Raw genomic sequence first — 22,499 nt, 5'->3', positions numbered from 1 at the left:
TGGTTGATTGAAATTGATTATAAACATAACAAATAAAAAATGCAAGAGGGAAATTGAAAAATATTTTGGTTGAAGACTGATGAACTAGGGAGACAATCCCGGATATAATCAGTCGCCTATTTTATTTCACATTTCCATAATACGGACCAACACCATTCTGTCCCCCCATCTCTAACAATTGAGAAACGGTCACGAATTGGTATCCTTGGGATTCCAACCAGTCCAGTAGCTGAGGCAGGGCGTCAGCGGTTGATGGGTGGATGTCATGCATTAGCACAATGGCACCAGATGCGATTTCTTTTTGAATTTCGCTGATCACTGCATTGGCATTCTTGCTCTGCCAATCGAGTGAATCGACCGACCATTGAATGAGTGTGTCCCCTTGATTGGCGACATCATTGATCACTGCATCGTTGTATGCCCCGTAAGGTGGACGGACGAAATAGGGGCGAATTCCTGTTGCCTGTTCAATACTGTCAGCGGATTGGCCGATTTCGTTACGGATGCTTTCTGGATCAAGCTTAGATAAGTCGGCATGATCCACGGTGTGATTGCCGATTTCATGGCCGGCTGCTGCAACTTGCTGGGCTATTTCAGGATACGCCTCTACCTGGTTCCCAATCATGAAAAAGGTTGCCTTGGCATCATGCTGTGCCAGCGTTTCTAGAACCCTTGGTGTTACCTCTGCGCTCGGTCCATCATCGAATGTTAGGGCCACATACTTGCCGTCACTATTATGAGCGGGCGAATTTTTTTGTTGTTTTGCTCTTTCTTCTGCCTTCCGTTTCTCCTGCTCTTTGCGCTGCTCTTCCTCCTTACGAATTCGCTCCTTTTCTGCTTCAATGGTGTCATTCATTTCTTGCTTTTGTTCAGCCGACATATTGATAATCTCGGAAATACCGTCGGTGAAATTCAGATATAATTTTTCGTTTGGAATCGGTGCTTTCAAAGCTGAAGAATCATTATCACCATCGATATACAACGTGAATGCCTTCTTGTTAATGGTCCAGTTCCAAGCAGACGAATCATTGAAAAAACGATCCAGCGCTTCGTCACTTACAGGGGAATCCTGTAGAGAATCTTTCATCTGTTTACGAAGTGTTTTCATTGTTGCATGATCCATTTTTAAAATATCATCCAGTTCCAGCTCTCGCTCCTGCTTGACATCAATGTTAAACACCTTTGTTTCGGTATGCTGATCAGACTCCTCCCGGGTGAAGATGAAGCTGTACGAATCGCTGGCTATTTGTTCAGTTTTTACACTGATCTTGAGGGAAGGGGCTTCTTTTTTGTTATCATCTGATGTGTCTGCAAATTTGTCTATGAAACTATCTTTTTGGCTATCAATCCAATCCCGTAAAATGTCGTTCATGGCCGTGCTTTTTGTAGATGGTCGCTGAATCCGTATTTGATAATCATCGTTTATCTTCATTTCGAATCCTAAGCTGATGTCGGGATACTTACTCGGTAACTTATCTTTTAATTGTATATCTGTTTGCCGATCGGGTAGGTTTGCAATAGTTTGTGTTTGGCCACTCGCCAAATGGCTTATTCCAGTTAAAAACAACCCCATAATAGCAAGAATAACAAGCCAACCCAACGGTTTAATTCTCCTTAACATTTTGACGCCCCCATTATGTATCTATCAATCTCTCTTTTTTCTCCTTAAATTCAACGTTATTCGACAAAATTTAGTTATAGTGAGGCGACTTTTCCAAAAAACTGAAAAAGTTAATCCCATATGGGAGTGACCCCCAATTAAATTGGGGCCACTCCACAACATATCAATGTTATTTGTCTTTTATCCCGCATTAACGGGCAGTAATCCCCCCACCTCAAGCCATTAGAGAATACGGAGAAGCATAGGTGGGGATACACTGCCCGTAAAAGCCCGATTGGTTCAACTAACAATCAGTAGGGGATGAAAGAACCCCCAACTGATTGAAGGTTCACTTTATCTCTAACCATCCCATACAAAATCCGAAGCATTCTAGCTCTGGTCCTTTACTCAAAATGTACCGCCATATTGAGCGCAGTCATCACATCATCTGTTTGATCGATCGTATAAACTGTCTTATTCCTTTGCCACATGATGTGGGTGCCGTTCTGATCGGCATCCAGATGGGCATAGCCGTTTGCTTGAGGGATTGGCAATGCTTCTTCCGTGAGATACTTTACTACTTCTTTTGCAAGCAATACATTATTTTCGGATTGCTCTGTACTACTCTTGAGAGAAAGGGCCCAGCGTCCGACGTTCCAACTTGTATGCAGGCTGCCAGCTGCTCCTTCTTGATACCCAGTCATCCCATACCCAAGGTCAATCCTCTCACCGCCGAGTTCACTGAAATTCTCGTAGGCAATCGCCTCATCAGCCTCTTCCTGGGTGTTGTATTCCTTGATCGTTACACGCCCGACTACCTCTGCTGGATTATCGTTACGATACAGTTGCTCGTTGTTGATCGGGATCGTCCCAGTATGTTGGTAAAATACAATCTCAGCATTTGTTGCATTTGAATTGGTGGTGGCAGTTAGATGGTAACCATCCTTTAGTGGTACTTCCGTTGGTAATTTGATGTCCAAGTCCGTTTCCATCTGTCCTTTCACCACATTCATAATCTCTTCCTGTGTCAAAAAGCGCTCCTGAGATCCATCTGAATCGTCTCTGTCATTTGAATCACTGCTCTCAGGTTCTTTTTGTTCATCTGAAGCATCTGGCTGATTTTGGTCATTTTCATTATCCTGTGAATTGTCTTTATTCTTCTCTGCTTCAGAATTTTGGTTGTCTTGAGCAGTTGAGTCATCAGGATTGTTTGCTGGCTCCTTCCTATCTTCCACTATATGCGGTTGAATGTCGCCATTGCCATTTGGCGTATTATCCATGCTATCTTGTCTAGTGAACATATTCAGTGCAAGCGTCGTGACGATTGCTACAAACATCAGTGCAGAGAAGGCTGGTATAAATCTTCGCTTAAACCATGAAGTGGATTTGTCTCGATCCTCATTCATTTGGTTGATAAGGCGCTGCCGGACTCGCTGTTGTCGGCGGGACCCCCATGTAATATCACGATCCAGTTCCTTTAACTTCTCATCCAGATTGCTATTATATTTCATTCGTCGCACCACCTTTATGGATTTCGTTCGCAAGTGCCTGAAGCCCACGGGACAATGTTGTCTTAACCTTAGTTTCCGACCAGTTCAAAATCTCGGCTGTCTCCCGGACAGAAAATTCCTCGACTTTCCGTAAAATAATGACTTGTCGATAATTTGCTTTCAATAGAGAAAGTGCATCATATAATTCTTTGGAAGACTCCTTGATTTCGACCATCGCTTCCACGGATGGCCCAGGGTCTTCCCTAGTAGTAAAAAAATCCTTTATCATCTGGATGGGCTTATTTTTGCGGATATGATCCACAGTCAAATTATGTGCGATACGATATAAGAAAGTTTTTGGATAGGTTATTTCGTTCCCCTTTTTGACATATGTGTATACTTTTATAAAAGTATCTTGCGTCAAATCTTCTGCTTGCTGGGGATCTTGAATCATTTTTAAAATATATTTGAATAGCGCCATGCTATATTTGTCATACCACTCGATGATTTGATCCTGGTGTCTAGCATTATCTTGCAACGATATCTGCCTCCCCTCTGGAAAATCTCCACATGTTCCTTGTTTTTAATCTCTTTATTGTTAAGACGGTTAAACTTAGTTTTGGTTGCAGAAATTAGCAAACTATTTTTAATGATTTTGGAAAAAATAATGTGTCCTATGATAGGTATTGAGCTGACTTATGAATTTAGCTAATGAGAAATAGTAATTTGAATGTTGGAGTATACGTTACTTTTCTATGTGAGAACAGAGGAGAGACTAATGGAGAGATTGGATACTTCTTGGCTAACTTAGCTAGATATATTTTTTGAAAATAAAAATTTCCTTTTTTTGCTTGACTAAATTCTCACTTTCCACTATACTCTTTTTTGGGTCGTTAAAAGCCTGTTCAACAAAACTAAATAGAGTTAGGCCCCTTGGTCAAGCGGTTAAGACACCGCCCTTTCACGGCGGTAACACGGGTTCGAATCCCGTAGGGGTCACCATCTAAATAAGTAACACAAGGAAACGAAGAGAGAAGGAGCGAGCGTACATCAGTACGTGACCGACTGATCGAAAGAGTTGACGCAGTAAGCGCCGCTCATCGCAAATCCCGAAAATTGGGAGGAGCAAGCAGAACAAGGAAACGAAAGAGAGAAGGAGGAGCGTACATCAGTACGTGACCGACTGATCGAAGGAGTTGACGCAGTAATGCGCCGCTCATCGCAATTTTCCATGGAGGATTAGCTCAGCTGGGAGAGCATCTGCCTTACAAGCAGAGGGTCGGCGGTTCGAACCCGTCATCCTCCACTCAATATGTGCTACATTTAAATGAGCGCAATACCTTTTAATGTAGCGATCTAGCTCCAGCGCCTAGCCCCGAGAAGCTCACAGGATGTGAGTTCATCGGCGTTGCCACAGGACGTGGCGACCTTAGCCGATGTTCTGATTAATAACCTGAGACAATAAAAGTCAAAATCGTACTTTTCTTGTCTCAGAACATTTGCTTGTCGGGGCTGACCAAGGCGCTTGCGCTTTTCAAATGGTGGGGTAGCGAAGTGGCTAAACGCGGCGGACTGTAAATCCGCTCCCTCAGGGTTCGGCGGTTCGAATCCGTCCCCCACCACCATTTTTTATTTGCATGAATATTTTCTACCCGTATGGAGAAGATACATATATCATCGTTGGGCTATAGCCAAGCGGTAAGGCAACGGACTTTGACTCCGTCACTCGTTGGTTCGAATCCAGCTAGCCCAGCCATGAGCCATTAGCTCAGTTGGTAGAGCATCTGACTTTTAATCAGAGGGTCGCAGGTTCGAATCCTGCATGGCTCACCAGTTAAAGTTGTCTTGAGAAACTCAAGGCTTTTTTATTTGCTTTTAAAAAGACGATCTTATATAAAAAATAGACGAGTAGCAATCTTCCAAGGATTGTTACTCGTCTATATTTGTTGTAAGAGCGTGATATTTATTTAGAAGCTTGTCCAATTGATCACTTGTATGAACAACACGTTCGTCCGCAAAAGAAAAGGTTAAACCGAGTTCAATCATTTGTTGTCTTTGTTTTTCAATTTTATTTAGCAAATCTGCTCTCCTTCCCATATGTATCACCTTCCCACTCATTTTTTGTTATTTTTTGTATTCCCAATTTTAGTTAAAATTAAACAAGTGGCGATAAATTTGGTACTATAAGGGTAGTGTGTGCCTATATTTTAATAAATATGAAAAAAGGTGTTTTTTTTATTTTAGTTTGAAACCTTTTTTTGTGAGATACGTATACAAGGATAACCGCATGAGCGGGGGGTAAATTAGGGATGGATTTGATTATCAACCAACGGGTCAAAGAGGTTTTAAAAGGTGATCGGGAAGCGTTTGGCGAAATCGTAGAATTATTTAAAGATAAGGTATTCCAGCTATGTTATCGAATGTTGGGAAATAGGCATGAGGCAGAAGATATTGCTCAGGAAGCCTTTGTCCGAGCATATGTCAACATTCATAGCTTTGACCAAAAGAGGAAATTTTCGACATGGTTATATCGGATTGCCACAAATCTTTGTATTGACCGGATTCGTAAAAAGAAACCCGATTATTTTCTTGATGCAGAAGTGGCGGGAACGGAAGGTCTGACTATGTACTCGCAAATTGCGGCTGAAGGAAAATCCCCTGATTCCGAAGTGGAGACGCTGGAGCTTCAAGAGCTTGTTCAACGGGAAATAATGAAATTACCGGACAAATACAGAGTTGTCGTCATTTTAAGATATATTGATGAGCTTTCTCTGAATGAGATAAGTGAAGTTTTAGAAATGCCACTGGGAACAGTGAAGACGCGGATTCATCGGGCGCGGGAAGCGCTTCGTAAACAGCTGAACAATTTGTAGGAAAGGTGAGAAGGAAATTGAAGGCGTGTCCTAAAGAAATCGTTCTCTATATGCATGATTACTTAGATGGTGACCTGCCTTACGAGAAGGAGCAAATTTTAAAGCAACATTTACAGCAATGTTCTAGCTGTCAAGCTCATTTTCAAGAGCTAAAAAGGACTATTGCATATATACAAAGTCCGTCAAATTTACAACCTTCAAGTGATTTTGCTAAAAATGTGATGGCTAATCTCCCTAAGGAGAAAAGCGGTGCGGGTGTTAAACGCTGGTTCCGTCATCATCCGCTTCTTGTCGCAGCCTCACTATTCCTTGTTTTGATGGCTGGGAGTATTTTTAGCATGTGGAGTGATGATCAAAGATTTTCAGTGACAAAGCAAGCTAATCTAGTTGTTGAAAATAATACCGTCGTCGTTCCAGAAGGAAAAGTGGTGGATGGCGATATTACGGTTAAGAATGGCGATATCCGGATTGAAGGGGAAGTAAAGGGGAATGTAACCATTATTAATGGTGAGAAATATATGGCATCTGCTGGAAATATTACAGGAGATGTAGAAGAGATCAATGAATTATTTGAATGGCTTTGGTACAAAATGAAAAGCGGAGGAAAGTACATCGTTCATCTGTTTGAAAGTGATTAAATGGGACTGTTGGCAGATCAGCAGTCCTATTTTTTTTTGAACCACTCTCTATAATGGAGATTAGCAAATAATCTATGTTATAATGTATAAGCTATAATACATAGTATAATGGAGAATAAACACCATTTTGAATAAACAGATGGAGGAAAGATAATGCCGTTTGCCGACCTTCCCATCCTAAAATATTTAGCGCAAATCGTTGATATATTTCTTGTTTGGTTTGTTGTCTATAAATTGATCATGGTTATACGTGGAACAAAAGCAGTTCAACTGCTTAAAGGTATTTTTGTGATTATTATTGTTAAATTATTTAGTGACTTTTTCCATTTGAATGCATTGAGTTTAATGATGGACACGGTCATTACCTGGGGCTTTTTAGCCATCATTATTATTTTTCAGCCTGAATTAAGACGTGCCCTAGAGCAATTAGGGCGTGGGAAATTTTTTGCTAGGAGTGGAATTCAAGAGGAAGAGGAGCAAAAGCATCGTGTGGATGCCATTATAAATGCAACAAATTATATGGCGAAAAGGCGAATTGGTGCTCTCATTTCGATTGAAAAGGAAACGGGCATGGGGGATTATATCGAGACGGGAATTCCAATGAATTCTACCTTAACCCATGAATTATTAATTAATATCTTTATTCCGAATACTCCTTTGCATGATGGAGCTGTGATTATCCAAAGAACAAAGATTGCAGCAGCAGCTTGCTATCTACCTCTATCCGAAAGTCCGTTTATCTCGAAGGAGTTAGGCACGAGACACCGGGCAGCATTGGGAATTAGTGAGGTGACAGATTGTTTGACCATTGTCGTTTCAGAAGAAACAGGTGGTATATCTGTGACAAAAAACGGTGAGCTTCTTCGTGATTTGTCGAATGAAAAATTCAAGGAAATTTTAACGAAAGAGCTTATTGATGATCCGAAAACGAAAACAACCTCCCCATCAATCTGGAAGAGAAGGGAGAAGACAAAGAATGGATAATTTTATGGAAAACCCTTGGTTTGTTCGTATTATCGCTTTGTTGCTAGCTGTTTTCCTTTTTGTAACAGCTAATGGTATTGGAGGGAAAAATAAAAATTCTACCCCGAATAGTATGGAGAACAGTGATGTCGATACGATTGTCGATGTTCCTGTTGAGGTATATTATGACTCCGAAAATTTAACTGTTTCTGGTGTTCCAGAAACAGTTGAAGTAAAATTGGAAGGGCAAAGGAGATTTGTTGAAGCTGCAAAAAGGCAGCGTGATTTTACAATCTATGTGGATCTCTCAGATTTAGAAATTGGGAAACATCGCGTTCCTATATTATATAGTGATATTTCGGACAAATTAAAGGTGACAGTTGACCCATCGTATACAGAAGTGAATTTACAAGAAAAGGTCACAGAAGATTTCAGAGTGGAGGCCGAATTTAATCGGAGTATCTTGGCTGAGGGCTTTGAAGCAGAACAACCAGAGGTAAGCCCCAAAACCGTTAAAGTCACAGGGGCCAAGGATGTTATTGAAAGAATCTATTATGTAAAAGCGACAATCGATGCGAGTGGCTTGATTAACGATACAATAAAAAGAGAAGCAAGGGTCACTGTACTTGATCGAGAGTTGAATAAATTAAGTGTAACTGTAGAGCCAGAAACGGTTTCCGTGACAATTCCTATTACGAATCCGCGGAAAACTGTCCCGATAAAAATTAATAAAGAGGGAGAAGCTCCTGAAGGAATCGATATTAAAGCTGTTAGCACGGTGACCCCTGAAGTGATGATTTTTGGGACAACCGACGTTTTAAAAGAGATTGACGAGCTGGAGGTATCCGTGGACATTAGTAATATACATGAGGATGCTGAAATTGAAGTGCCGATCGAAGGACCTGAAGGAGTAAATAAAATAACGCCGGAGAATATTCTAGTTAAAGTAACAGCAGATGAGCAGAAACATGAAAAGACTTTTAATGACCTCCCGATTGAGGAAAAGGGCTTAAAATCAGGAATGGATTTTGAACTAGTATCACCAGCGAAGGATTCTGTAAATTTAAAAGTGCTTGGTGAGGAAGAAGATATAGAGAAGGCGAAAAAAGAGCAATTCCATGTCACGATGGATTTAGCGGGCCTGAGCGCGGGCACTCATGAGGTTGACCTTAAAGTGGAAGCACCTGAGAAAGTAGAATGGGAACTATCACAAAAGAAGGTAAAAGTGCGAATAAGAGATAAAGAAAATGGATAATTCATTTTCTTCAGAAGGAGCGAGAATCAGAATGGGTAAATATTTTGGAACTGATGGAGTAAGAGGGGTTGCAAATAGTGAACTTACACCAGAATTAGCATTTAAGTTGGGAAGATTCGGTGGCTATGTTTTGGCTAACCAAACAGAACGCCCTAAAATTCTCATCGGCCGAGATACCCGGGTTTCAGGCCATATGCTAGAAGGTGCCCTTGTATCTGGATTATTATCAATTGGGGCAGAGGTTATGCGTCTAGGGGTCATTACGACTCCTGGAGTCGCCTATTTGACAAAGGTCTTAGGGGCACAAGCAGGAATCATGATTTCTGCTTCTCATAATCCTGTTGCAGATAACGGTATTAAATTTTTTGGACCAGATGGCTTTAAATTATCAGATGAACAAGAAAGTGAAATTGAACAATTATTAGATGCTGACGATGAGCTACCTCGTCCAACAGGTGCGTCATTGGGAGTGGTCAATGACTATTTTGAAGGTGGACAAAAGTATCTGCAATTTTTAAAGCAGTCAGTTGATGAAGACTTTACAGATATACATATCGCATTAGATTGTGCCAATGGGTCTACGTCATCTTTGGCAACTCATCTGTTTGCGGACTTGGATGCAGATATCTCGACAATGGGTTCATCTCCGAATGGCCTTAACATCAATGATGGAGTGGGTTCAACCCATCCGGAAGCTCTTGGTGCCTTTGTGAAGGAAAAAGGAGCTGATATCGGTCTAGCCTTTGATGGAGATGGCGACCGAGTTATTGCGATTGATGAAAATGGACAAGTCGTAGATGGAGATTATATTCTCTATATTTGCGCGAAACATATGCAAGCAGAAGCACGTTTGCAACAGTCAACTGTTGTGTCAACGGTTATGAGCAACCTAGGCTTCTATAAGGGGCTGGAAGAGCTGGGGATCCAGAGTGTTCAAACAGCTGTGGGTGACCGTTATGTAGTAGAAGAAATGAAAAAGAATGGCTATAATTTGGGTGGAGAACAATCAGGCCACATTATTTTCTTGGACTATAATACAACAGGTGATGGACTTCTAACCGGTCTTCAGCTTGTGAATATTATGAAGCTGACAGGAAAACCATTGTCAGAGTTAGCAAAGGGCATGCAGAAGTTTCCACAAACACTGATCAATGTGCGTGTAAAGGATAAATATCATGTAACTGCTAATGAGAAGGTCAAAGCAATTATAGAAGAAACAGAGGCAGAAATGAATGGAAATGGCCGTATCCTTGTCCGTCCATCTGGTACTGAACCGCTGGTACGGGTCATGGTAGAGGCAGCAACAGAAGAAGATAGTGAGGCATTCTCAAATCGGATTGTCGCTGTTGTCCAGGAAGAAATGGGTCTTCCAGCAGAAGAATAGATGAAAAGGTTGCGAAAAAGCTGACGGTTAGCATTTTTCGCAGCTTTTTTGTTGCTATCGATAGCGAGTTGGCGGAGGATCAAGCAATTTTAGGATTGAGTAAGCCTGTTGCATATGAAGACGCATAACATATTGATTGGCTTGTAATAAAATCATCGCCTTCGTGTAATCCATCATTTCCTTTGCTAAATCAGCATCACGAATTCTTGATGCTGCTGCAACCAGGTTTTCTTCCATTGTGGAGACATTATTATAAGCATGCTCTAATCGATTCGTATAGGCACCCATTTTAGAGCGTTCAGAGGAGACTGTTTGAATCGCTTTGTCGAGAGCATCAATGGCTTTATCCGCGTCTTCTCGATTGTTGATAGAGATATCGTCCAAATTGAGGGCTCCCACATTCATATTTCCAAAGGATAACTCAATCGTTTGCCCGGCATTGGCCCCTGCTTGAATGTGTACACTGGTTCTAGAACCGTCTAATAACGGCATGGTATTAAATTCGGTATCTCTCGCAATCCGGCCAATCTCCTCCTTTAATTGGTCAAATTCAGTAGCAAGTGCTTCCCGATCTGCGTTTGTTAATGTGTCATTGGCTGCTTCGATACTCAGCTCGCGCATTCTTTGCAGGATAGAATGGGTTTCGTTTAAAGCGCCTTCAGCTGTTTGTAACATTGAAATGCCATCTTGAATATTTCTTCCAGCCATCTGTAAGCCGCGAATTTGAGCGCGCATTTTTTCAGAAATTGCGAGGCCGGCGGGATCATCTGCAGCTCGATTGATCCGCATTCCTGTAGAAATACGCTCTAGTGCCCGTTGGGATACCGTTAAATGGCGATTCATCTGATGGACGAGCGATAACCCTGTACTATACCATTTCCCCAGCAAATAACTCCCTCCCTTATACATGTTCTATTGTTAATATCGGCAGAGAATATGAATTTTAAAGTAAAGGCATCATATATAGATATTAGTCGGCACGGAATCAGCGTTTTAAAGCAAAAGCATAGAGAATCGGCTGGATTCTCTATGCTTTAGTCAAATATTTTTATCCCCAAACTTCCTTAGCAATGTCTACAATAAATTTAAGTTTTTCCCATTGCTGTTCTTCGGTCAATTTGTTCCCATGATGGGTGGAGGCGAACCCACATTGTGGGCTTAGGCATAGTTGTTCTAATGGAACATATTGAGAAGCCTCTTTTATACGCGCAATAATTGCATTACGATCTTCTAATTCTCCATTTTTGGAAGTGACTAGCCCAAGAACGACTTGTGCTCCACCATTTGGAATATGATCAAGTGGTTTGAAATCACCCGAACGATCATCATCATATTCTAAGAAGAAGCCATTCACTTTTTCCTTGGCAAATAAAGTTGGTGCAATTAATGCATAGCTTCCTTCAAAAGCCCAGTTAGAACGATAATTTCCACGACATAAATGAGTCGTTATCACGAGATCTTCCGGTTTTCCCTCTAACACCCCATTGACTACTCGTAAAGCTAAGTCAATTAAGTATTCACGAGAAAACTCTCCATCATTGAATGGGATATCTGGTGAAGATAAACCAGCGATATAAACATCATCAAATTGTAGATAGCGGCAGCCTGCATCATAGAAGGCTTTTAGCGCATCACGATAAGTTTGGATCACATCTTTAGCATAGTCTTCGATATCTGGGTAGATCGTCACATCCCGAATGCCCTCATTAAATAATTGGTTAGGACTTGGAATCGTTTGTTTAGCGACTGCACGTCCACCGACAATTTCATTAAATTCAATAAAGTCCTTCACATGAGGATGATCAGGGTTAAAAGAGACCTTTCCGGTGTTTCGTACATTATATTTTTCGGTTTCTTCTTCTCCATTAAAAATATAGCCAACTTCTGGCACATAGCCTTCAATGCCAGTAAGATGTTCTTGAAAATCTGTATGCCAGAAACGGCGTCTAAACTCACCATCTGTTACAAGTTCTAGGCCTGCTTCAATTTGTTTATCAACAATACGTTTAATTTCTTTGGTTTCAATTTCATGTAATTGTTCCGCTGTAATGGTTCCAGCTTTAAAATCCTTTCTCGCTTGATGAATGCTATCTGGTCGTAATAGACTTCCTACATGGTCCGCTCTGAATGGAGCTTTTGTTTTTGTAATAGTTGTCATGGTTTGTTATCTCCCTTTAATAAGTTTGGATCGTTACTTCAGCTCTTGGCAAAAGTTTGACTTGCTGCTTGAAAGGCTTGTTTTACATCAGCGATTAGGTCATCAGCCTTTTCTACACCAACTGAGAAACGTAATAATCGTTCACATACGCCCCTTTTGATTCGTTCTTCTCGTGGGATATCTGCATGGGTCTGAGTCGTTGGATACGTGATAAAACTTTCAACCCCTCCTAGACTTTCAGCAAAGGCAATGAGCTGTAAATTTTGTAGAAAAGGGTCTACCCATTCACTGTCTTGAATCCGGAAAGAGATCATTCCGCCTTTCCCGGCGTAAAGAACATCTGTAATAAAGTCCTCGTTTTCTAGATATTTGACGATTTCTCTCGCATTTTCTGTATGCTTTTCCATTCTGAGATGAAGTGTTTTTAATCCCCTCACGAGCAGCCAAGAATCAAGTGGTGATAAAATTGCTCCTGCTGCATTATGGTTGTTCGCAAGCTGCTCGCAAATCTCTCCACCTTTTGCGACTAGAATCCCAGCCACAACATCATTATGTCCACCGATATACTTGGTCGCGCTATGAACTACAATGTCAGCGCCTAATTCAAGTGGACGTTGATAGTACGGTGTTAAGAAAGTATTATCGACAATCAATAATAGGTCATGTTTTTTCGCTAGTTTCCCGCATTGTTCAATATCGATTTCCTGCATTAATGGGTTTGTGGGAGTTTCGATGAGCAATGCTTTTGTTTTCGGTGTAATGAGCTTTTCCGTTGCTTGCAGATTATCAAAATCAGAGTAAGTGGTTTGAATCTGATAGGATTCTTCGTATTGTTTGAGTAAACGATACGTACCACCGTATAAATCAGTGCAGGCAATAATTTCGTCGCCTGATCGGAATAGGGAGAGGGCTAGTTGAATGGCTGCCATCCCCGAGCTACAGGCAAATCCAGCATCACCGGATTCGAGATTCGCCATTCCTTCTTCTAGTACAGAGCGAGTAGGATTTTTCGTCCTCGAGTAATCATAACCTGTGGAAAGACCAAGTCCTTGGTGTTCATAAGCAGTTGATAGATAAATAGGTAGATTGATAGCACCAGTTTTTTCATCTGTGCGGTTTCCTAGTTGTGCAAGTTTTGTTTCAATATTATTGACTGGCATAATCTTCATCCTCTTCTAAAAAAATTAAAGACCTTCTTGTGATAAGAAGGTCTTCATAATTGAAAACGAACTTCTTATCTTCTAGGTTTGAAAACCTATTGGAATTAGCACCATTGCCTTATAGGCCGGTTGCTGAGACATCAAAGGGCCAATCCCTCCGTCTCTCTGGATAAGAAAAACACTATATAATTTTTCGAAAGGTTTAATGATTTATACTTTAGTACATATTTCCGAAAAAGGCAAGGGTTTTTTCTATTCATCTCAAAAGGAATTTTAAATGGCTAAGAATGAAGGACTAGTTTCGCTTATGTTAAAATAGAAGAAGTGGAAAAGGAGGGCTCTAGATTGAATTCAAAATGGCATGAACGTTTTTCAATGGATGAGTATTTCTATGGCAAAGAGCCTAATTTGTTTTTAGTACAGGCGACAAAGCAATTACCTAAGGGGAAAATTCTTTGTATTGCCGAGGGAGAGGGGCGGAATTCGGTCTTTCTCGCCTCCCGAGGATATGATGTAACCGCGTGGGATTTTGCCCAATCTGGGATTGAAAAGACGAAAAGATTGGCTGAAGATCGCGGCGTGATTGTCAACACTGAATGGCATGATTTAGCTGACGTAGCATGGGAAGAGGAAGAATGGGATGCGATTATACATATATTTGGGCATTTCCCAACTCCTATTTTTGAAAGGACAGTAGAGGGTATTCGTAAGGCCTTAAAGCCTGGGGGCTATTACGTAAGTGAATTATACACAAAGGAACAGATTGAATATGGAACGGGCGGTCCTAAGGAAATTGAAAATCTTTGCGACCCAGCAACACTATTGAGCCGATTTTCAGATTATTTTATCCAACATTTTTATATTGGTGAGGTAGAAAGAATTGAGGGACAGGGACATACAGGTGTAGCGCATGTTGTCCAAAGTATTTTTCGAAAAAGAGGTTCTGCTAAAGTAGAGAAGAATAAATTCTAGTTTGTGATGAATAAAGATAGTGTGAAGAGAATGACCTACTTTTTGAGCGGCTATCTGGAATAGCCGCTTGTGTATGGAAAGGATGGAACAAATGAATGTAAAGGAAACACTGCAGCCTATTACGACAGCCTATGATCCATGGGAAGCGTATATGGATGTGAACGAATTTGGGGAGATGGTGTTATCCAATATTGAATTTACGACAACAACGCTATGTAATATGCGCTGTGCTCACTGTGCAGTTGGCTACACATTGCAAGATCGTGACCCTGATGCCTTACCGATCGAATTGCTGTTAAAACGACTTGATGAAATTCCTCATCTTCGAACCCTGAGTATTACGGGTGGGGAACCAATGATGTCTAAGAAGTCGGTGCGGGAATATGTGCAACCTCTTTTGGAATATGCGCATACCCGAGGAGTGAGGACGCAAGTAAATTCAAATTTAACTCTTCCGTTTAGCCGCTATGAATCAATTATCCCCTATTTGGATGTCATGCATATTTCACATAACTGGGGAACGGAAGATGAATTTGTCGATGTAGGCTTTGCGAATATGGATCGAAAGCCATCGAGAGAAAATCGTGGTAGGTTTTTAAAGCAAATGTTTGAGAACGCAAAGAAATTATCTGAAGCGGGAGTGTTAGTTTCTGCAGAAACGATGTTAAACAAACGGACCTTTCCTTATCTCGAAAAAATCCATAATGAGGTAGTGGAGATGGGGTGCGCCCGCCATGAAATCCATCCAATGTACCCAGTTGATTTTGCTAGTAAACTAGAAACATTAACTTTAGCTGAAATGCGGACAGCGATTGAGTCTCTATTAGATCATCATGACCAATCGACTTGGTTGATGTTTGGAACTCTTCCCTTCTATCCATGTAGTGCTTCTGAGGAAGATCTCACGTTATTAAAACGATTATATCAATCGCCCAATGTGACAATCCGAAATGACCCGGACGGGCGCTCACGGCTTAATGTGAATATATTTAATGGGGAGATCATTGTAACGGACTTCGGAGATGAGCCATCGTTAGGGAATGTACAAACCACTTCCTTGCCCGATGCTTATGAAACATGGATGAAAACAAAAACAGCAACATCATTAAATTGTCATTGCCCTGCAGTAAAATGTTTGGGCCCTAATCTACTTGTGAAAAATACGTATTATCAAGATGAGAATTTTCAAGAAAAGGAAGAGAGAATCACCTCACAAGGTTAAGATTACCATTTATTTTCCTCTCCCAATAAAAAAGAAAGGCAGGATATCAATGGTTTTTGTTGAACGGTAACAACAGGATCATTGAAGAGGAGGGGGAATGTTGAAAAAGTTGAACTTGTTCTTGCTGATGTTTGTTCTGTTTAGTGCGCTTTTTGTATATGGATTGCCTATCCCAGTGCAGGCTTGTTCTTGTGCGGAATTACCAGAGGTAGAAGAAGGACTTGAACAATCAAAAGCTGTCTTTTCAGGAGAGGTTTTAAATATAAAAGAAAAAGTGAACAGATCGGGATACAGATACAAATCAGTTTTACTTCAGGTAAATAATACCTGGAAGGGTGTAAAGGAATCACAAGTCATCATTTCAACAGGTCTAGGTGGTGGCGATTGTGGGTTTGATTTTGCAAAGGGACGGGAGTATTTAGGTTACGCATATAAGTCGGACACAGACTTGTATGGTGCCGATACATTATCGACGAACATTTGTGACCGAACAAATACAATTCATGCCGCACAAGAAGATTTAGAAATATTAGGTGAAGGGGAAAGTCCGACAGATAAGATCAGTCTAATAGAAAAAGAGAACGAAAGGGAAAGTATACCAAAAGATATTGATCATACAGAAAATCAAAAAGAGGGGAAGCGTATTCCCTTCATTATCTGGCTGCTAGCTCCAATAGGTCTGCTATTCCTTGTAGCTTTGATCTCTTTCCTATTTCGGAAAAGGGAAAACTGATTAATTTAAAAATTTTAGGTTGAAATGATAAAAAAGCAGGGAGATGCTATGTCCTGCTTTTTCTTATTGGGGCATTTGCACAAATAGCCCGATTAAGGAAACAATGGGGATGCTTACAACTAAAGCAAAACCAATCATTGCAAAGGTCATCACTACATTTTTCGTTTCCTCGACAACATCTACCTTTGTTTGAAGAAAAACAAAGGTAGGTCCAATCAAAATGCAAAAGAGAATAATGATGAAAGGGGCGAATAAATCGCTCATAGCTTGAACAGTTTGCATCGTTGCAAACCCACTGAACACGAGTATAAGTGGAATGACCTCGCTGATTGCGATTCCGATAAAAAACTTTGTTTGTATTTCCGCTTGTTTTTCAGGTTTTTCCTTTAGCTTATCCAAATGAAGTTTGAACGTAATAATAATACTAAGTACTGCAATAATCGAAGCGATCGCAAATAAATATGGAGACAATAGAATTCCCCCCTACATGAATGGATATATATATCATTACACCCTAATAATGCCACTCTGTAAAGGTTTATTTTGAATAAGCAGAGAAGGTTCTCTTAAGCAAATCTTGACTAAAATGGAGGACCGTGAAGTACTACGAAAAAAAGAATAAATTTCCCTCTAGTCAACAACCTCTTTTGGTGGTAAGATACCTCTTGGTTTGATTATGAAGAAGGAGGGCTGATGACAATGGAGAGAACACATACGAACGAGAAACAACTTCATTTATTGCATCTTACTTGGCCCATTTTTTTAGAGGTCTTTTTATTTATGTTTATGGGGATCGCAGATACATTAATGCTGAGTTCATTATCAGATGATGCCGTCTCTGGTGTAGGGGCAGCGAATCAGTATTTGCAAATCGCCATTTTAATCTTAGAAGTCGTCGGGAATGGAGCGGCTATTGTCGTATCTCAATATCTCGGTTCGAAAAGATATAAAGAAGCAGCAAAAATTTCTGCATTGGCAGTTACGCTTAATTTGTTAGTAGGGATTGCGATTAGCATCGGTTTTCTCATATTTTCTAATCATATGATGACAGCGATGAATTTGCAGGGGGATGTGCTTTATTATGCCACCCATTATTTAGGTATTGTAGGAGGAGCCATTTTCCTGCAAGCGATCATTAATTCGTTAGCAGCGATTGTTCGTGTCCATGGCTGGACGAAGCAAGCGATGCTTGTATCATTAGGGATGAATATTATCCATATTGCTGGTAACTATGTACTGATTTTCGGGAAATTTGGTTTTCCGGAATTGGGTGTACAAGGAGCGGCCATCTCCTCAGTTGTCAGCCGTTTTCTTGCGCTCCTTGTTTTCTTTTGGCTTTTATACCAAGCTTTGGATGTGCGGATTAAAATACGCTATTATATGACACTGTCAAAAGAATACGTCATGAAAATCTTAAAAATTGGTGTCCCATCTGCCTTTGAACAAGTGATGTATCAGGGATGTCAGCTCATGTTTCTTTACTATGCGACATTTCTTGGCGCGGAGTCATTAGCAGCGCGACAATATGCGATGAATATTTCGATGTTCACCTATTTATTTGCGATTGCGATCGGGATGGGTACCTCTATTATTGTCGGTCGACTAGTCGGAGCTAATGAAAAGGGGCTGGCTTATACACGGGTGTTGAGTAGTGTAAAGTGGTCGGCAGGCATTACGTTTGGAATGGTGCTGGTGGTGATGATTTTCCGGAAACCCTTGATGGGTGTATTTACTGATAATCCCGAGATCATTGAGATAGGTGCATCTGTATTATTACTAAGTATCATTCTGGAAACAGGACGTTCGATGAATATAGTACTCGTAAACTCTTTACGTGCTTCAGGGGATGCGAAATATCCACTCTTTATTGGCTCTTTTTCGATGATCCTTATGAGCTTGCCACTCGGTTACTTCCTGGTATTTCATTTAAATATGGGTATTGCGGGCATTTGGTTAGCCATTGCAGCAGATGAATGGACACGAGCTCTCATCTTCTTCTTCCGTTGGCGCAGCCGAGCCTGGGAACGACATTCACTTGTAGAACCAGAGGTGACAGAGAAACCGGCACCGATTTAAAAGAAAAGTAGTTAGCAGGATTCGTATAAAGGATTGATGAGATATGAATCCTACCATATCTAGTTAGAAAAATAAAAACATGGGTCTTATGTTAGTACAATAGACGGGCCTGTCCAAAAAATCGGAAACGCCAAAAGGCATCACTTCAGCCTCTTGCTGTGGGGTCTTTAGCTGATGCCTTTTCCGCAGGCGTGTCACCGTTTTTGGAGGTTTTCTTAACATTTACTCAAAGAAGGATGGAGAATTTTCCATCCTTCTTTCGTTGTTGAGACTTATTGGACAGTCCTGCCTATTTTTTAAGAATTAAAACATCAAGAATGCTTGAAAGAGGGCAACTCTTTTACCAGATACGTTTGAATGAGTTGCGCAACCCCGTTTTCCTCATTTGTTGCTGTAACGGCATTAGCAGTCATTTTAACTGCTTCTTGGGCATTGCCCATCGCGATACCTAGACCGGCGGCACGAATCATTTCCAGATCATTCAAACTGTCTCCACAGGCGACCACCTCGTCCATTTGAATGTCAAGGAGCTGGCAGATCTCCCGAATCCCACTGGCCTTGTTGATTCCGTGCGGATTGATTTCGATATTACGCGGGCTAGAATTGGTCAATTCATATCGGCCCGTTGCTGCCAGTATTTCGTGCATTTCCTGCAGACAGATGGGATCATCGCAATGAATTCCGAATTTGAGCCATGGATCTCCCTCGGGTCGTTCCAGCTGATCCGTCCAATCCATTGAAGTATATACATGATTCACAGTATATGCCCAATATCTGCATTCCTTCTCCTCTGCGAGCACTTGTAATTCCTTAATCCAGTCATCCTTAAGGGTATGACGAACCAAAAGTGATCCGGGAGCTGACCACACCTCACTTCCATTGACGGAGACAAGAGGGGATTCCAGACCAAGCTGTTCTACATAAGGATTGATACTCTGGACTTCCCGTCCTGTTGCGAACATAACTACAATTCCACTTTGTATTGCTCGATGTATCCATTTAAAAGTCTCCTCGGATATTTCATGGTTACGATTTAAAACTGTTCCATCCATATCTAGAGCGAGTAACTTATACTTTGCCAATATCCACTTCTCCTTCCATGTTCATGTTTATCCCATACTTAGGACAGTAATATCCCTATCTTAAAAGCGTTAGAGAATATGGAGAAACGCATGTGGGAGATAAACTGCCTTAAACTAGTTCCAGCGCTTAACTAATTTACGATTTCTGCTTGGGTAAGTCAATATCGATTCACATCGTGCCTCTTGTATTTCAGGCCTGCTGGATGTAGCGCCAGCCTTATTTTTTAAATGTGTAAGTCGTTGGACAGGTGCTTCCGCCTTTTTGAAGTAACATCCCGATTGGTTCAACTAACAGTCAGTGGGAAACCCACTGATTGAAGTTTCACTTTATTCCCATATTAACTATCAGTCTATACAATCTGTCCATGACCTTCAAACGGATAATCGATTGTAATACGTCCCGCTTGGCAGTCGCCCACACCACTGTATAGATCTGCTTTGCCATCCGGCCGCATTACAATACCCGAAGTAAATACACAATCTATTAGAGCTGGCATTTTTGCAGGCCCTGGAGGATAGCATGGGCGGCTGCCAATTAGATGAACATCAGTGGCTTCGCGTGTCTCAGGATCGAAGATGAAGGACATATTAAGATAGACCTTCACTTCTTCTCCTTGAGCATCTGTATCTCGGTAACAAATATGTCCAATGATGCCGATTTTTCCGCTATCTAGCAGGTAGGCTTGGTTGACCCCGCCCCATTCTCCTTCTCCGAAGATTCCATCGATGTATGGGGCATGTTCAATGACATCAGCCGTAAGCTGATCCAAGTTGTCGATTACCGTAAAGCCAATCATGGATTCACTACCATATTTCCCACGCGTTTTCTCTCCGCGTGGTCGAGAAAACACGCCAATTTTTCCATCTGTCAATTCAACCAAGCGAATATCCTTCATTTTATTTGGACCGGTTGTAAAATAATACAAATTACTAAGGTCGGTCCCACGGTGGAAATATCCGAAGTAGGTATTCACACGTCCAGCTTCATATTGAACATGGGTGCCGCCCATAACAAGCTCGTCGCCAATCAAACTGATATAAGGGTCTTCAAGTGTATAAATCATACTATCCGGCACTAGAGTCCATTCATCCTGACCGCTTTCCTCAAAGAGGCGGACCCAAGAACGCGCCCATTCTTCGCGCCGTTCGACTCGTCCAAACAGATAGCGCTTACCATCTCTTGAAAATGGGATGGAGATGTTGTAGACGTCAAACCCCTCTACCCCGCGAAAGGTCAGGGTCGCACTGTCATAAATTTTTTTCACTTCTTCAAAGTGGATTCTTTTTTCAAGTAAGGACATTTTATTTCCTCCAACTCTCTTTTTTTTTTCGATTCAATCTTTAGCTTGGTATTCTTCGAATTGACGTTGATATTCAGCGACAACCTTGTCGAGTCCAGCCTTCTTCATTTTATCAAGAGCTGCTGGGAACGCTTTGTCGTATTCCTGTACACCCATATAGATAGGTGTGATGCTGGCAGATGCCTCTGAGATAATGTTTGTGTATTCGGTTCTAACATCAGTAGGATCAAAGGCAAAGTTTGCGGCGACGCTGTTGACGGCATCCGGATTTGCCTCAAACAACACTTGGTTATTTTCAGGAATGCTGTTTTCCAAATCGAAACGCATAAAGTTCACGTTGCCATTCTGGGATTCGGAGCCTTTATAACCTGGACTATCATTATTGTCAGGGTCATTGATGGCTTGTATGCCTTTGTCCCCGTCTTTGTTGTAATGCTTGCCTTCGATGCCATACTGAACAAGATCGTAGTTTTCTTGACTCGCAAGCATCCAATCCATAAATTTCACTGCTTCCTCTGGATGCTTACTGTTCGTTGGAACGGCATTGCCGTTTTTAAATGTAAGTGGTCGCAGATATTCTTTATCAGGATTGAACCAAACAACTCCAATGTCATCCACTGTTGCATCAGGATTATTCTTTTTGAGCGACTTGAGGCTGCCACCCGTACCTAGATTGACAAACCAGTCCCCATTGTCAAGTTGTGCTGAAACCTGTTCTTTCTTCATAACCAGTATATCAGGATTTGTGAGACCTTTTGTGTATAACTTTCGCATGAATTCGGCATCCTTTTTAAATTCCTCCGTCTCAATCCAGGATTTAACTTCTCCATTTTGATTTACGTAGAAAAATTTATCCCTGACAGTAAACGGAAATGAATCGTACGTGCGATGAAGAATTGTTGTATGGAGGCTGACTGGGTCGAAATCTGCACTTGTTCCGAAATATGGTTTATTGGCGCCCTCCCAATTCTCCATCACCGTTTCCCAAGCACTAATCAATTCATCAGGAGTAGTTGGTTCCTCAAGATTGTTCTGCCGAAGAATGTCCCGACGAATGTTAAACTCACCCTCACTTGCCATTTCCACCCAGTAGGAGGGAACAGCATAGTATTTATCATCGATTTTGGCTCCGTCAAAAATGTCATCTGGAATATGTTTTTTTAAATTTTCTCCGTATTTCTCAATCGCATCACTGATATCAGCCAGAGCGCCACGGTTGTAGTAGCTAGAGAATGGTGTGCGATCCTGCATGATATGGAACAGATCGAATTCTTCGCCGGTTGATAGCATTAGATTTAGTTTCTGGTCCCAGGCATCACTCGGGATATAGACTTTTTCCACCTCGACGCCCACGCTGTCTGCAGCTAGCTTTTCATTAACTTTTTGGAAAACTTCTGCATAATCCTTTTGTTCGGTACCAGGTACGACGTATTTAATTTTTACGATTTCCCCATCTGCCTCTACTCCCTTATCAGTCGTAGCGTTTGTTGAGCTATTGGAGTTGTTGCTACTACAACCAATGAGGGATGTAATGATAAGCAAAATCATAAACATTCGTGTAATATTCTTTTTCATATAAAATTGACCTCCCT

Annotated in this window: 20 protein-coding genes, 5 tRNA genes and 1 riboswitch; of the genes, 14 read left to right on the top strand and 11 right to left on the bottom strand. The window is 41.3% G+C overall.

Features of this window, described 5'->3' with window-relative positions:
- Positions 1 to 121: 121 nt before the first annotated feature.
- The 3 genes from KI375_RS12675 to KI375_RS12665 form a co-directional block, all read right to left on the bottom strand.
- The gene (locus KI375_RS12675; RefSeq protein ID WP_212973860.1) at positions 122 to 1,621 is read right to left on the bottom strand and encodes a polysaccharide deacetylase family protein; all 1,500 of its coding nucleotides are present in this window, start codon (positions 1,619 to 1,621) and stop codon (positions 122 to 124) included.
- 383 nt (positions 1,622 to 2,004) lie between these two features.
- Positions 2,005 to 3,111: a hypothetical protein gene (locus tag KI375_RS12670; protein WP_212973859.1), complete on the bottom strand. Its 1,107-nt coding sequence runs from the start codon at positions 3,109 to 3,111 to the stop codon at positions 2,005 to 2,007.
- Positions 3,101 to 3,628, bottom strand: a complete 528-nt coding sequence (locus KI375_RS12665; RefSeq protein WP_244852600.1) for an RNA polymerase sigma factor — start codon at positions 3,626 to 3,628, stop codon at positions 3,101 to 3,103. The genes KI375_RS12670 and KI375_RS12665 overlap by 11 nt, the downstream gene beginning before the upstream one ends.
- Positions 3,629 to 4,017: 389 nt before the next feature.
- On the opposite strand from KI375_RS12665, the gene KI375_RS12660 reads away from it, so the two are divergent.
- The 5 genes from KI375_RS12660 to KI375_RS12640 all read left to right on the top strand — a co-directional run bounded on the left by KI375_RS12660 (position 4,018) and on the right by KI375_RS12640 (position 4,923).
- Positions 4,018 to 4,092: transfer RNA gene (locus tag KI375_RS12660), tRNA-Glu, on the top strand.
- Between the two features lie 231 nt (positions 4,093 to 4,323).
- A tRNA-Val gene (locus KI375_RS12655) sits at positions 4,324 to 4,396 on the top strand.
- Between the two features lie 234 nt (positions 4,397 to 4,630).
- Positions 4,631 to 4,715 (top strand) — tRNA-Tyr (locus tag KI375_RS12650).
- Between the two features lie 56 nt (positions 4,716 to 4,771).
- Positions 4,772 to 4,846 (top strand) — tRNA-Gln (locus KI375_RS12645).
- A gap of 1 nt (position 4,847) precedes the next feature.
- Positions 4,848 to 4,923 (top strand) — tRNA-Lys (locus tag KI375_RS12640).
- A 96-nt stretch (positions 4,924 to 5,019) separates the two neighbouring features.
- Here the strand turns inward: KI375_RS12640 and KI375_RS12635 are convergent.
- Positions 5,020 to 5,187, bottom strand: coding sequence for an aspartyl-phosphate phosphatase Spo0E family protein (locus tag KI375_RS12635; protein WP_212973858.1), 168 nt, complete (start codon positions 5,185 to 5,187; stop codon positions 5,020 to 5,022).
- Between the two features lie 212 nt (positions 5,188 to 5,399).
- Between KI375_RS12635 and sigW the strand changes: the two genes are divergently transcribed.
- The 5 genes from sigW (at position 5,400) to glmM (ending at position 10,203) form a co-directional block, all read left to right on the top strand.
- Positions 5,400 to 5,963, top strand: a complete 564-nt coding sequence (sigW, locus tag KI375_RS12630; RefSeq protein ID WP_212973857.1) for an RNA polymerase sigma factor SigW — start codon at positions 5,400 to 5,402, stop codon at positions 5,961 to 5,963.
- 17 nt (positions 5,964 to 5,980) lie between these two features.
- Positions 5,981 to 6,601 (top strand): anti-sigma factor family protein, encoded by a 621-nt coding sequence (locus KI375_RS12625; protein ID WP_212973856.1) that lies wholly within the window; start codon positions 5,981 to 5,983, stop codon positions 6,599 to 6,601.
- Between the two features lie 153 nt (positions 6,602 to 6,754).
- Positions 6,755 to 7,585, top strand: a complete 831-nt coding sequence (gene cdaA / locus KI375_RS12620) for a diadenylate cyclase CdaA (RefSeq protein WP_212973855.1) — start codon at positions 6,755 to 6,757, stop codon at positions 7,583 to 7,585.
- Positions 7,578 to 8,819 (top strand): CdaR family protein, encoded by a 1,242-nt coding sequence (locus KI375_RS12615; RefSeq protein WP_212973854.1) that lies wholly within the window; start codon positions 7,578 to 7,580, stop codon positions 8,817 to 8,819. The genes cdaA and KI375_RS12615 overlap by 8 nt, the downstream gene beginning before the upstream one ends.
- Positions 8,820 to 8,850: 31 nt before the next feature.
- Positions 8,851 to 10,203: a phosphoglucosamine mutase gene (gene glmM, locus KI375_RS12610; protein WP_212973970.1), complete on the top strand. Its 1,353-nt coding sequence runs from the start codon at positions 8,851 to 8,853 to the stop codon at positions 10,201 to 10,203.
- 54 nt (positions 10,204 to 10,257) lie between these two features.
- On the opposite strand, the gene KI375_RS12605 is transcribed toward glmM, so the two are convergent.
- The 3 genes from KI375_RS12605 to KI375_RS12595 form a co-directional block, all read right to left on the bottom strand.
- On the bottom strand, positions 10,258 to 11,091 hold the full coding sequence (locus KI375_RS12605; protein ID WP_212973853.1) for a flagellin N-terminal helical domain-containing protein: 834 nt from the start codon (positions 11,089 to 11,091) through the stop codon (positions 10,258 to 10,260).
- A 160-nt stretch (positions 11,092 to 11,251) separates the two neighbouring features.
- Positions 11,252 to 12,352 (bottom strand): 5-methyltetrahydropteroyltriglutamate--homocysteine S-methyltransferase, encoded by a 1,101-nt coding sequence (locus KI375_RS12600; protein ID WP_374706845.1) that lies wholly within the window; start codon positions 12,350 to 12,352, stop codon positions 11,252 to 11,254.
- A 47-nt stretch (positions 12,353 to 12,399) separates the two neighbouring features.
- The gene (locus KI375_RS12595; RefSeq protein WP_212973851.1) at positions 12,400 to 13,521 is read right to left on the bottom strand and encodes a methionine biosynthesis PLP-dependent protein; all 1,122 of its coding nucleotides are present in this window, start codon (positions 13,519 to 13,521) and stop codon (positions 12,400 to 12,402) included.
- Positions 13,522 to 13,592: 71 nt separating this feature from the next.
- Positions 13,593 to 13,697: riboswitch (SAM riboswitch) on the bottom strand.
- Between the two features lie 169 nt (positions 13,698 to 13,866).
- Between KI375_RS12595 and KI375_RS12590 the strand changes: the two genes are divergently transcribed.
- The 3 genes from KI375_RS12590 to KI375_RS12580 all read left to right on the top strand — a co-directional run bounded on the left by KI375_RS12590 (position 13,867) and on the right by KI375_RS12580 (position 16,448).
- Entirely contained in the window at positions 13,867 to 14,493 is a 627-nt protein-coding gene (locus KI375_RS12590; protein WP_212973850.1) for a class I SAM-dependent methyltransferase, read from the top strand.
- 91 nt (positions 14,494 to 14,584) lie between these two features.
- On the top strand, positions 14,585 to 15,715 hold the full coding sequence (gene yfkAB, locus KI375_RS12585) for a radical SAM/CxCxxxxC motif protein YfkAB (protein WP_212973849.1): 1,131 nt from the start codon (positions 14,585 to 14,587) through the stop codon (positions 15,713 to 15,715).
- Positions 15,716 to 15,815: 100 nt separating this feature from the next.
- Entirely contained in the window at positions 15,816 to 16,448 is a 633-nt protein-coding gene (locus KI375_RS12580; protein ID WP_212973848.1) for a hypothetical protein, read from the top strand.
- Positions 16,449 to 16,511: 63 nt separating this feature from the next.
- Here KI375_RS12580 and KI375_RS12575 read toward each other — a convergent pair whose 3' ends face one another.
- Complete coding sequence (locus KI375_RS12575; protein ID WP_212973847.1) at positions 16,512 to 16,919, bottom strand: hypothetical protein; 408 nt, start codon at positions 16,917 to 16,919, stop codon at positions 16,512 to 16,514.
- A gap of 222 nt (positions 16,920 to 17,141) precedes the next feature.
- Between KI375_RS12575 and KI375_RS12570 the strand changes: the two genes are divergently transcribed.
- Positions 17,142 to 18,524 (top strand): MATE family efflux transporter, encoded by a 1,383-nt coding sequence (locus tag KI375_RS12570; protein WP_212973846.1) that lies wholly within the window; start codon positions 17,142 to 17,144, stop codon positions 18,522 to 18,524.
- Positions 18,525 to 18,835: 311 nt separating this feature from the next.
- On the opposite strand, the gene KI375_RS12565 is transcribed toward KI375_RS12570, so the two are convergent.
- The 3 genes from KI375_RS12565 to KI375_RS12555 all read right to left on the bottom strand — a co-directional run bounded on the left by KI375_RS12565 (position 18,836) and on the right by KI375_RS12555 (position 22,482).
- Positions 18,836 to 19,606 (bottom strand): Cof-type HAD-IIB family hydrolase, encoded by a 771-nt coding sequence (locus KI375_RS12565; RefSeq protein ID WP_212973845.1) that lies wholly within the window; start codon positions 19,604 to 19,606, stop codon positions 18,836 to 18,838.
- Positions 19,607 to 19,956: 350 nt separating this feature from the next.
- Complete coding sequence (locus tag KI375_RS12560; RefSeq protein ID WP_212973844.1) at positions 19,957 to 20,907, bottom strand: MTP-1 family protein; 951 nt, start codon at positions 20,905 to 20,907, stop codon at positions 19,957 to 19,959.
- Between the two features lie 33 nt (positions 20,908 to 20,940).
- Positions 20,941 to 22,482 carry an extracellular solute-binding protein gene (locus KI375_RS12555; protein WP_212973843.1) on the bottom strand — a complete coding sequence of 514 codons (1,542 nt, stop codon included), beginning with the start codon at positions 22,480 to 22,482 and terminating at the stop codon, positions 20,941 to 20,943.
- Positions 22,483 to 22,499 lie beyond the last annotated feature (17 nt).

This window comes from Bacillus sp. J14TS2 (genome assembly GCF_018333015.1).
Classification (GTDB): Bacteria; Bacillota; Bacilli; order Bacillales; family Bacillaceae_C; genus Lederbergia.
The sequence above is the reverse complement of the archived record's forward strand: the minus strand, read 5'-3'. Positions and strand labels throughout refer to the sequence as shown.

Bases quoted from the DNA above. Each gene is read 5' to 3' on its own strand.
- KI375_RS12675 (WP_212973860.1), bottom strand. From the start codon at position 1,621: ATGTTAAGGAGAATTAAACCGTTGGGTTGGCTTGTTATTCTTGCTATT.
- KI375_RS12670 (WP_212973859.1), bottom strand. From the start codon at position 3,111: ATGAAATATAATAGCAATCTGGATGAGAAGTTAAAGGAACTGGATCGT.
- KI375_RS12635 (WP_212973858.1), bottom strand. From the start codon at position 5,187: ATGGGAAGGAGAGCAGATTTGCTAAATAAAATTGAAAAACAAAGACAA.
- sigW (WP_212973857.1), top strand. From the start codon at position 5,400: ATGGATTTGATTATCAACCAACGGGTCAAAGAGGTTTTAAAAGGTGAT.
- cdaA (WP_212973855.1), top strand. From the start codon at position 6,755: ATGCCGTTTGCCGACCTTCCCATCCTAAAATATTTAGCGCAAATCGTT.
- KI375_RS12615 (WP_212973854.1), top strand. From the start codon at position 7,578: ATGGATAATTTTATGGAAAACCCTTGGTTTGTTCGTATTATCGCTTTG.
- glmM (WP_212973970.1), top strand. From the start codon at position 8,851: ATGGGTAAATATTTTGGAACTGATGGAGTAAGAGGGGTTGCAAATAGT.
- KI375_RS12595 (WP_212973851.1), bottom strand. From the start codon at position 13,521: ATGCCAGTCAATAATATTGAAACAAAACTTGCACAACTAGGAAACCGC.
- yfkAB (WP_212973849.1), top strand. From the start codon at position 14,585: ATGAATGTAAAGGAAACACTGCAGCCTATTACGACAGCCTATGATCCA.
- KI375_RS12570 (WP_212973846.1), top strand. From the start codon at position 17,142: ATGACAATGGAGAGAACACATACGAACGAGAAACAACTTCATTTATTG.
- KI375_RS12560 (WP_212973844.1), bottom strand. From the start codon at position 20,907: ATGTCCTTACTTGAAAAAAGAATCCACTTTGAAGAAGTGAAAAAAATT.
- KI375_RS12555 (WP_212973843.1), bottom strand. From the start codon at position 22,482: ATGAAAAAGAATATTACACGAATGTTTATGATTTTGCTTATCATTACA.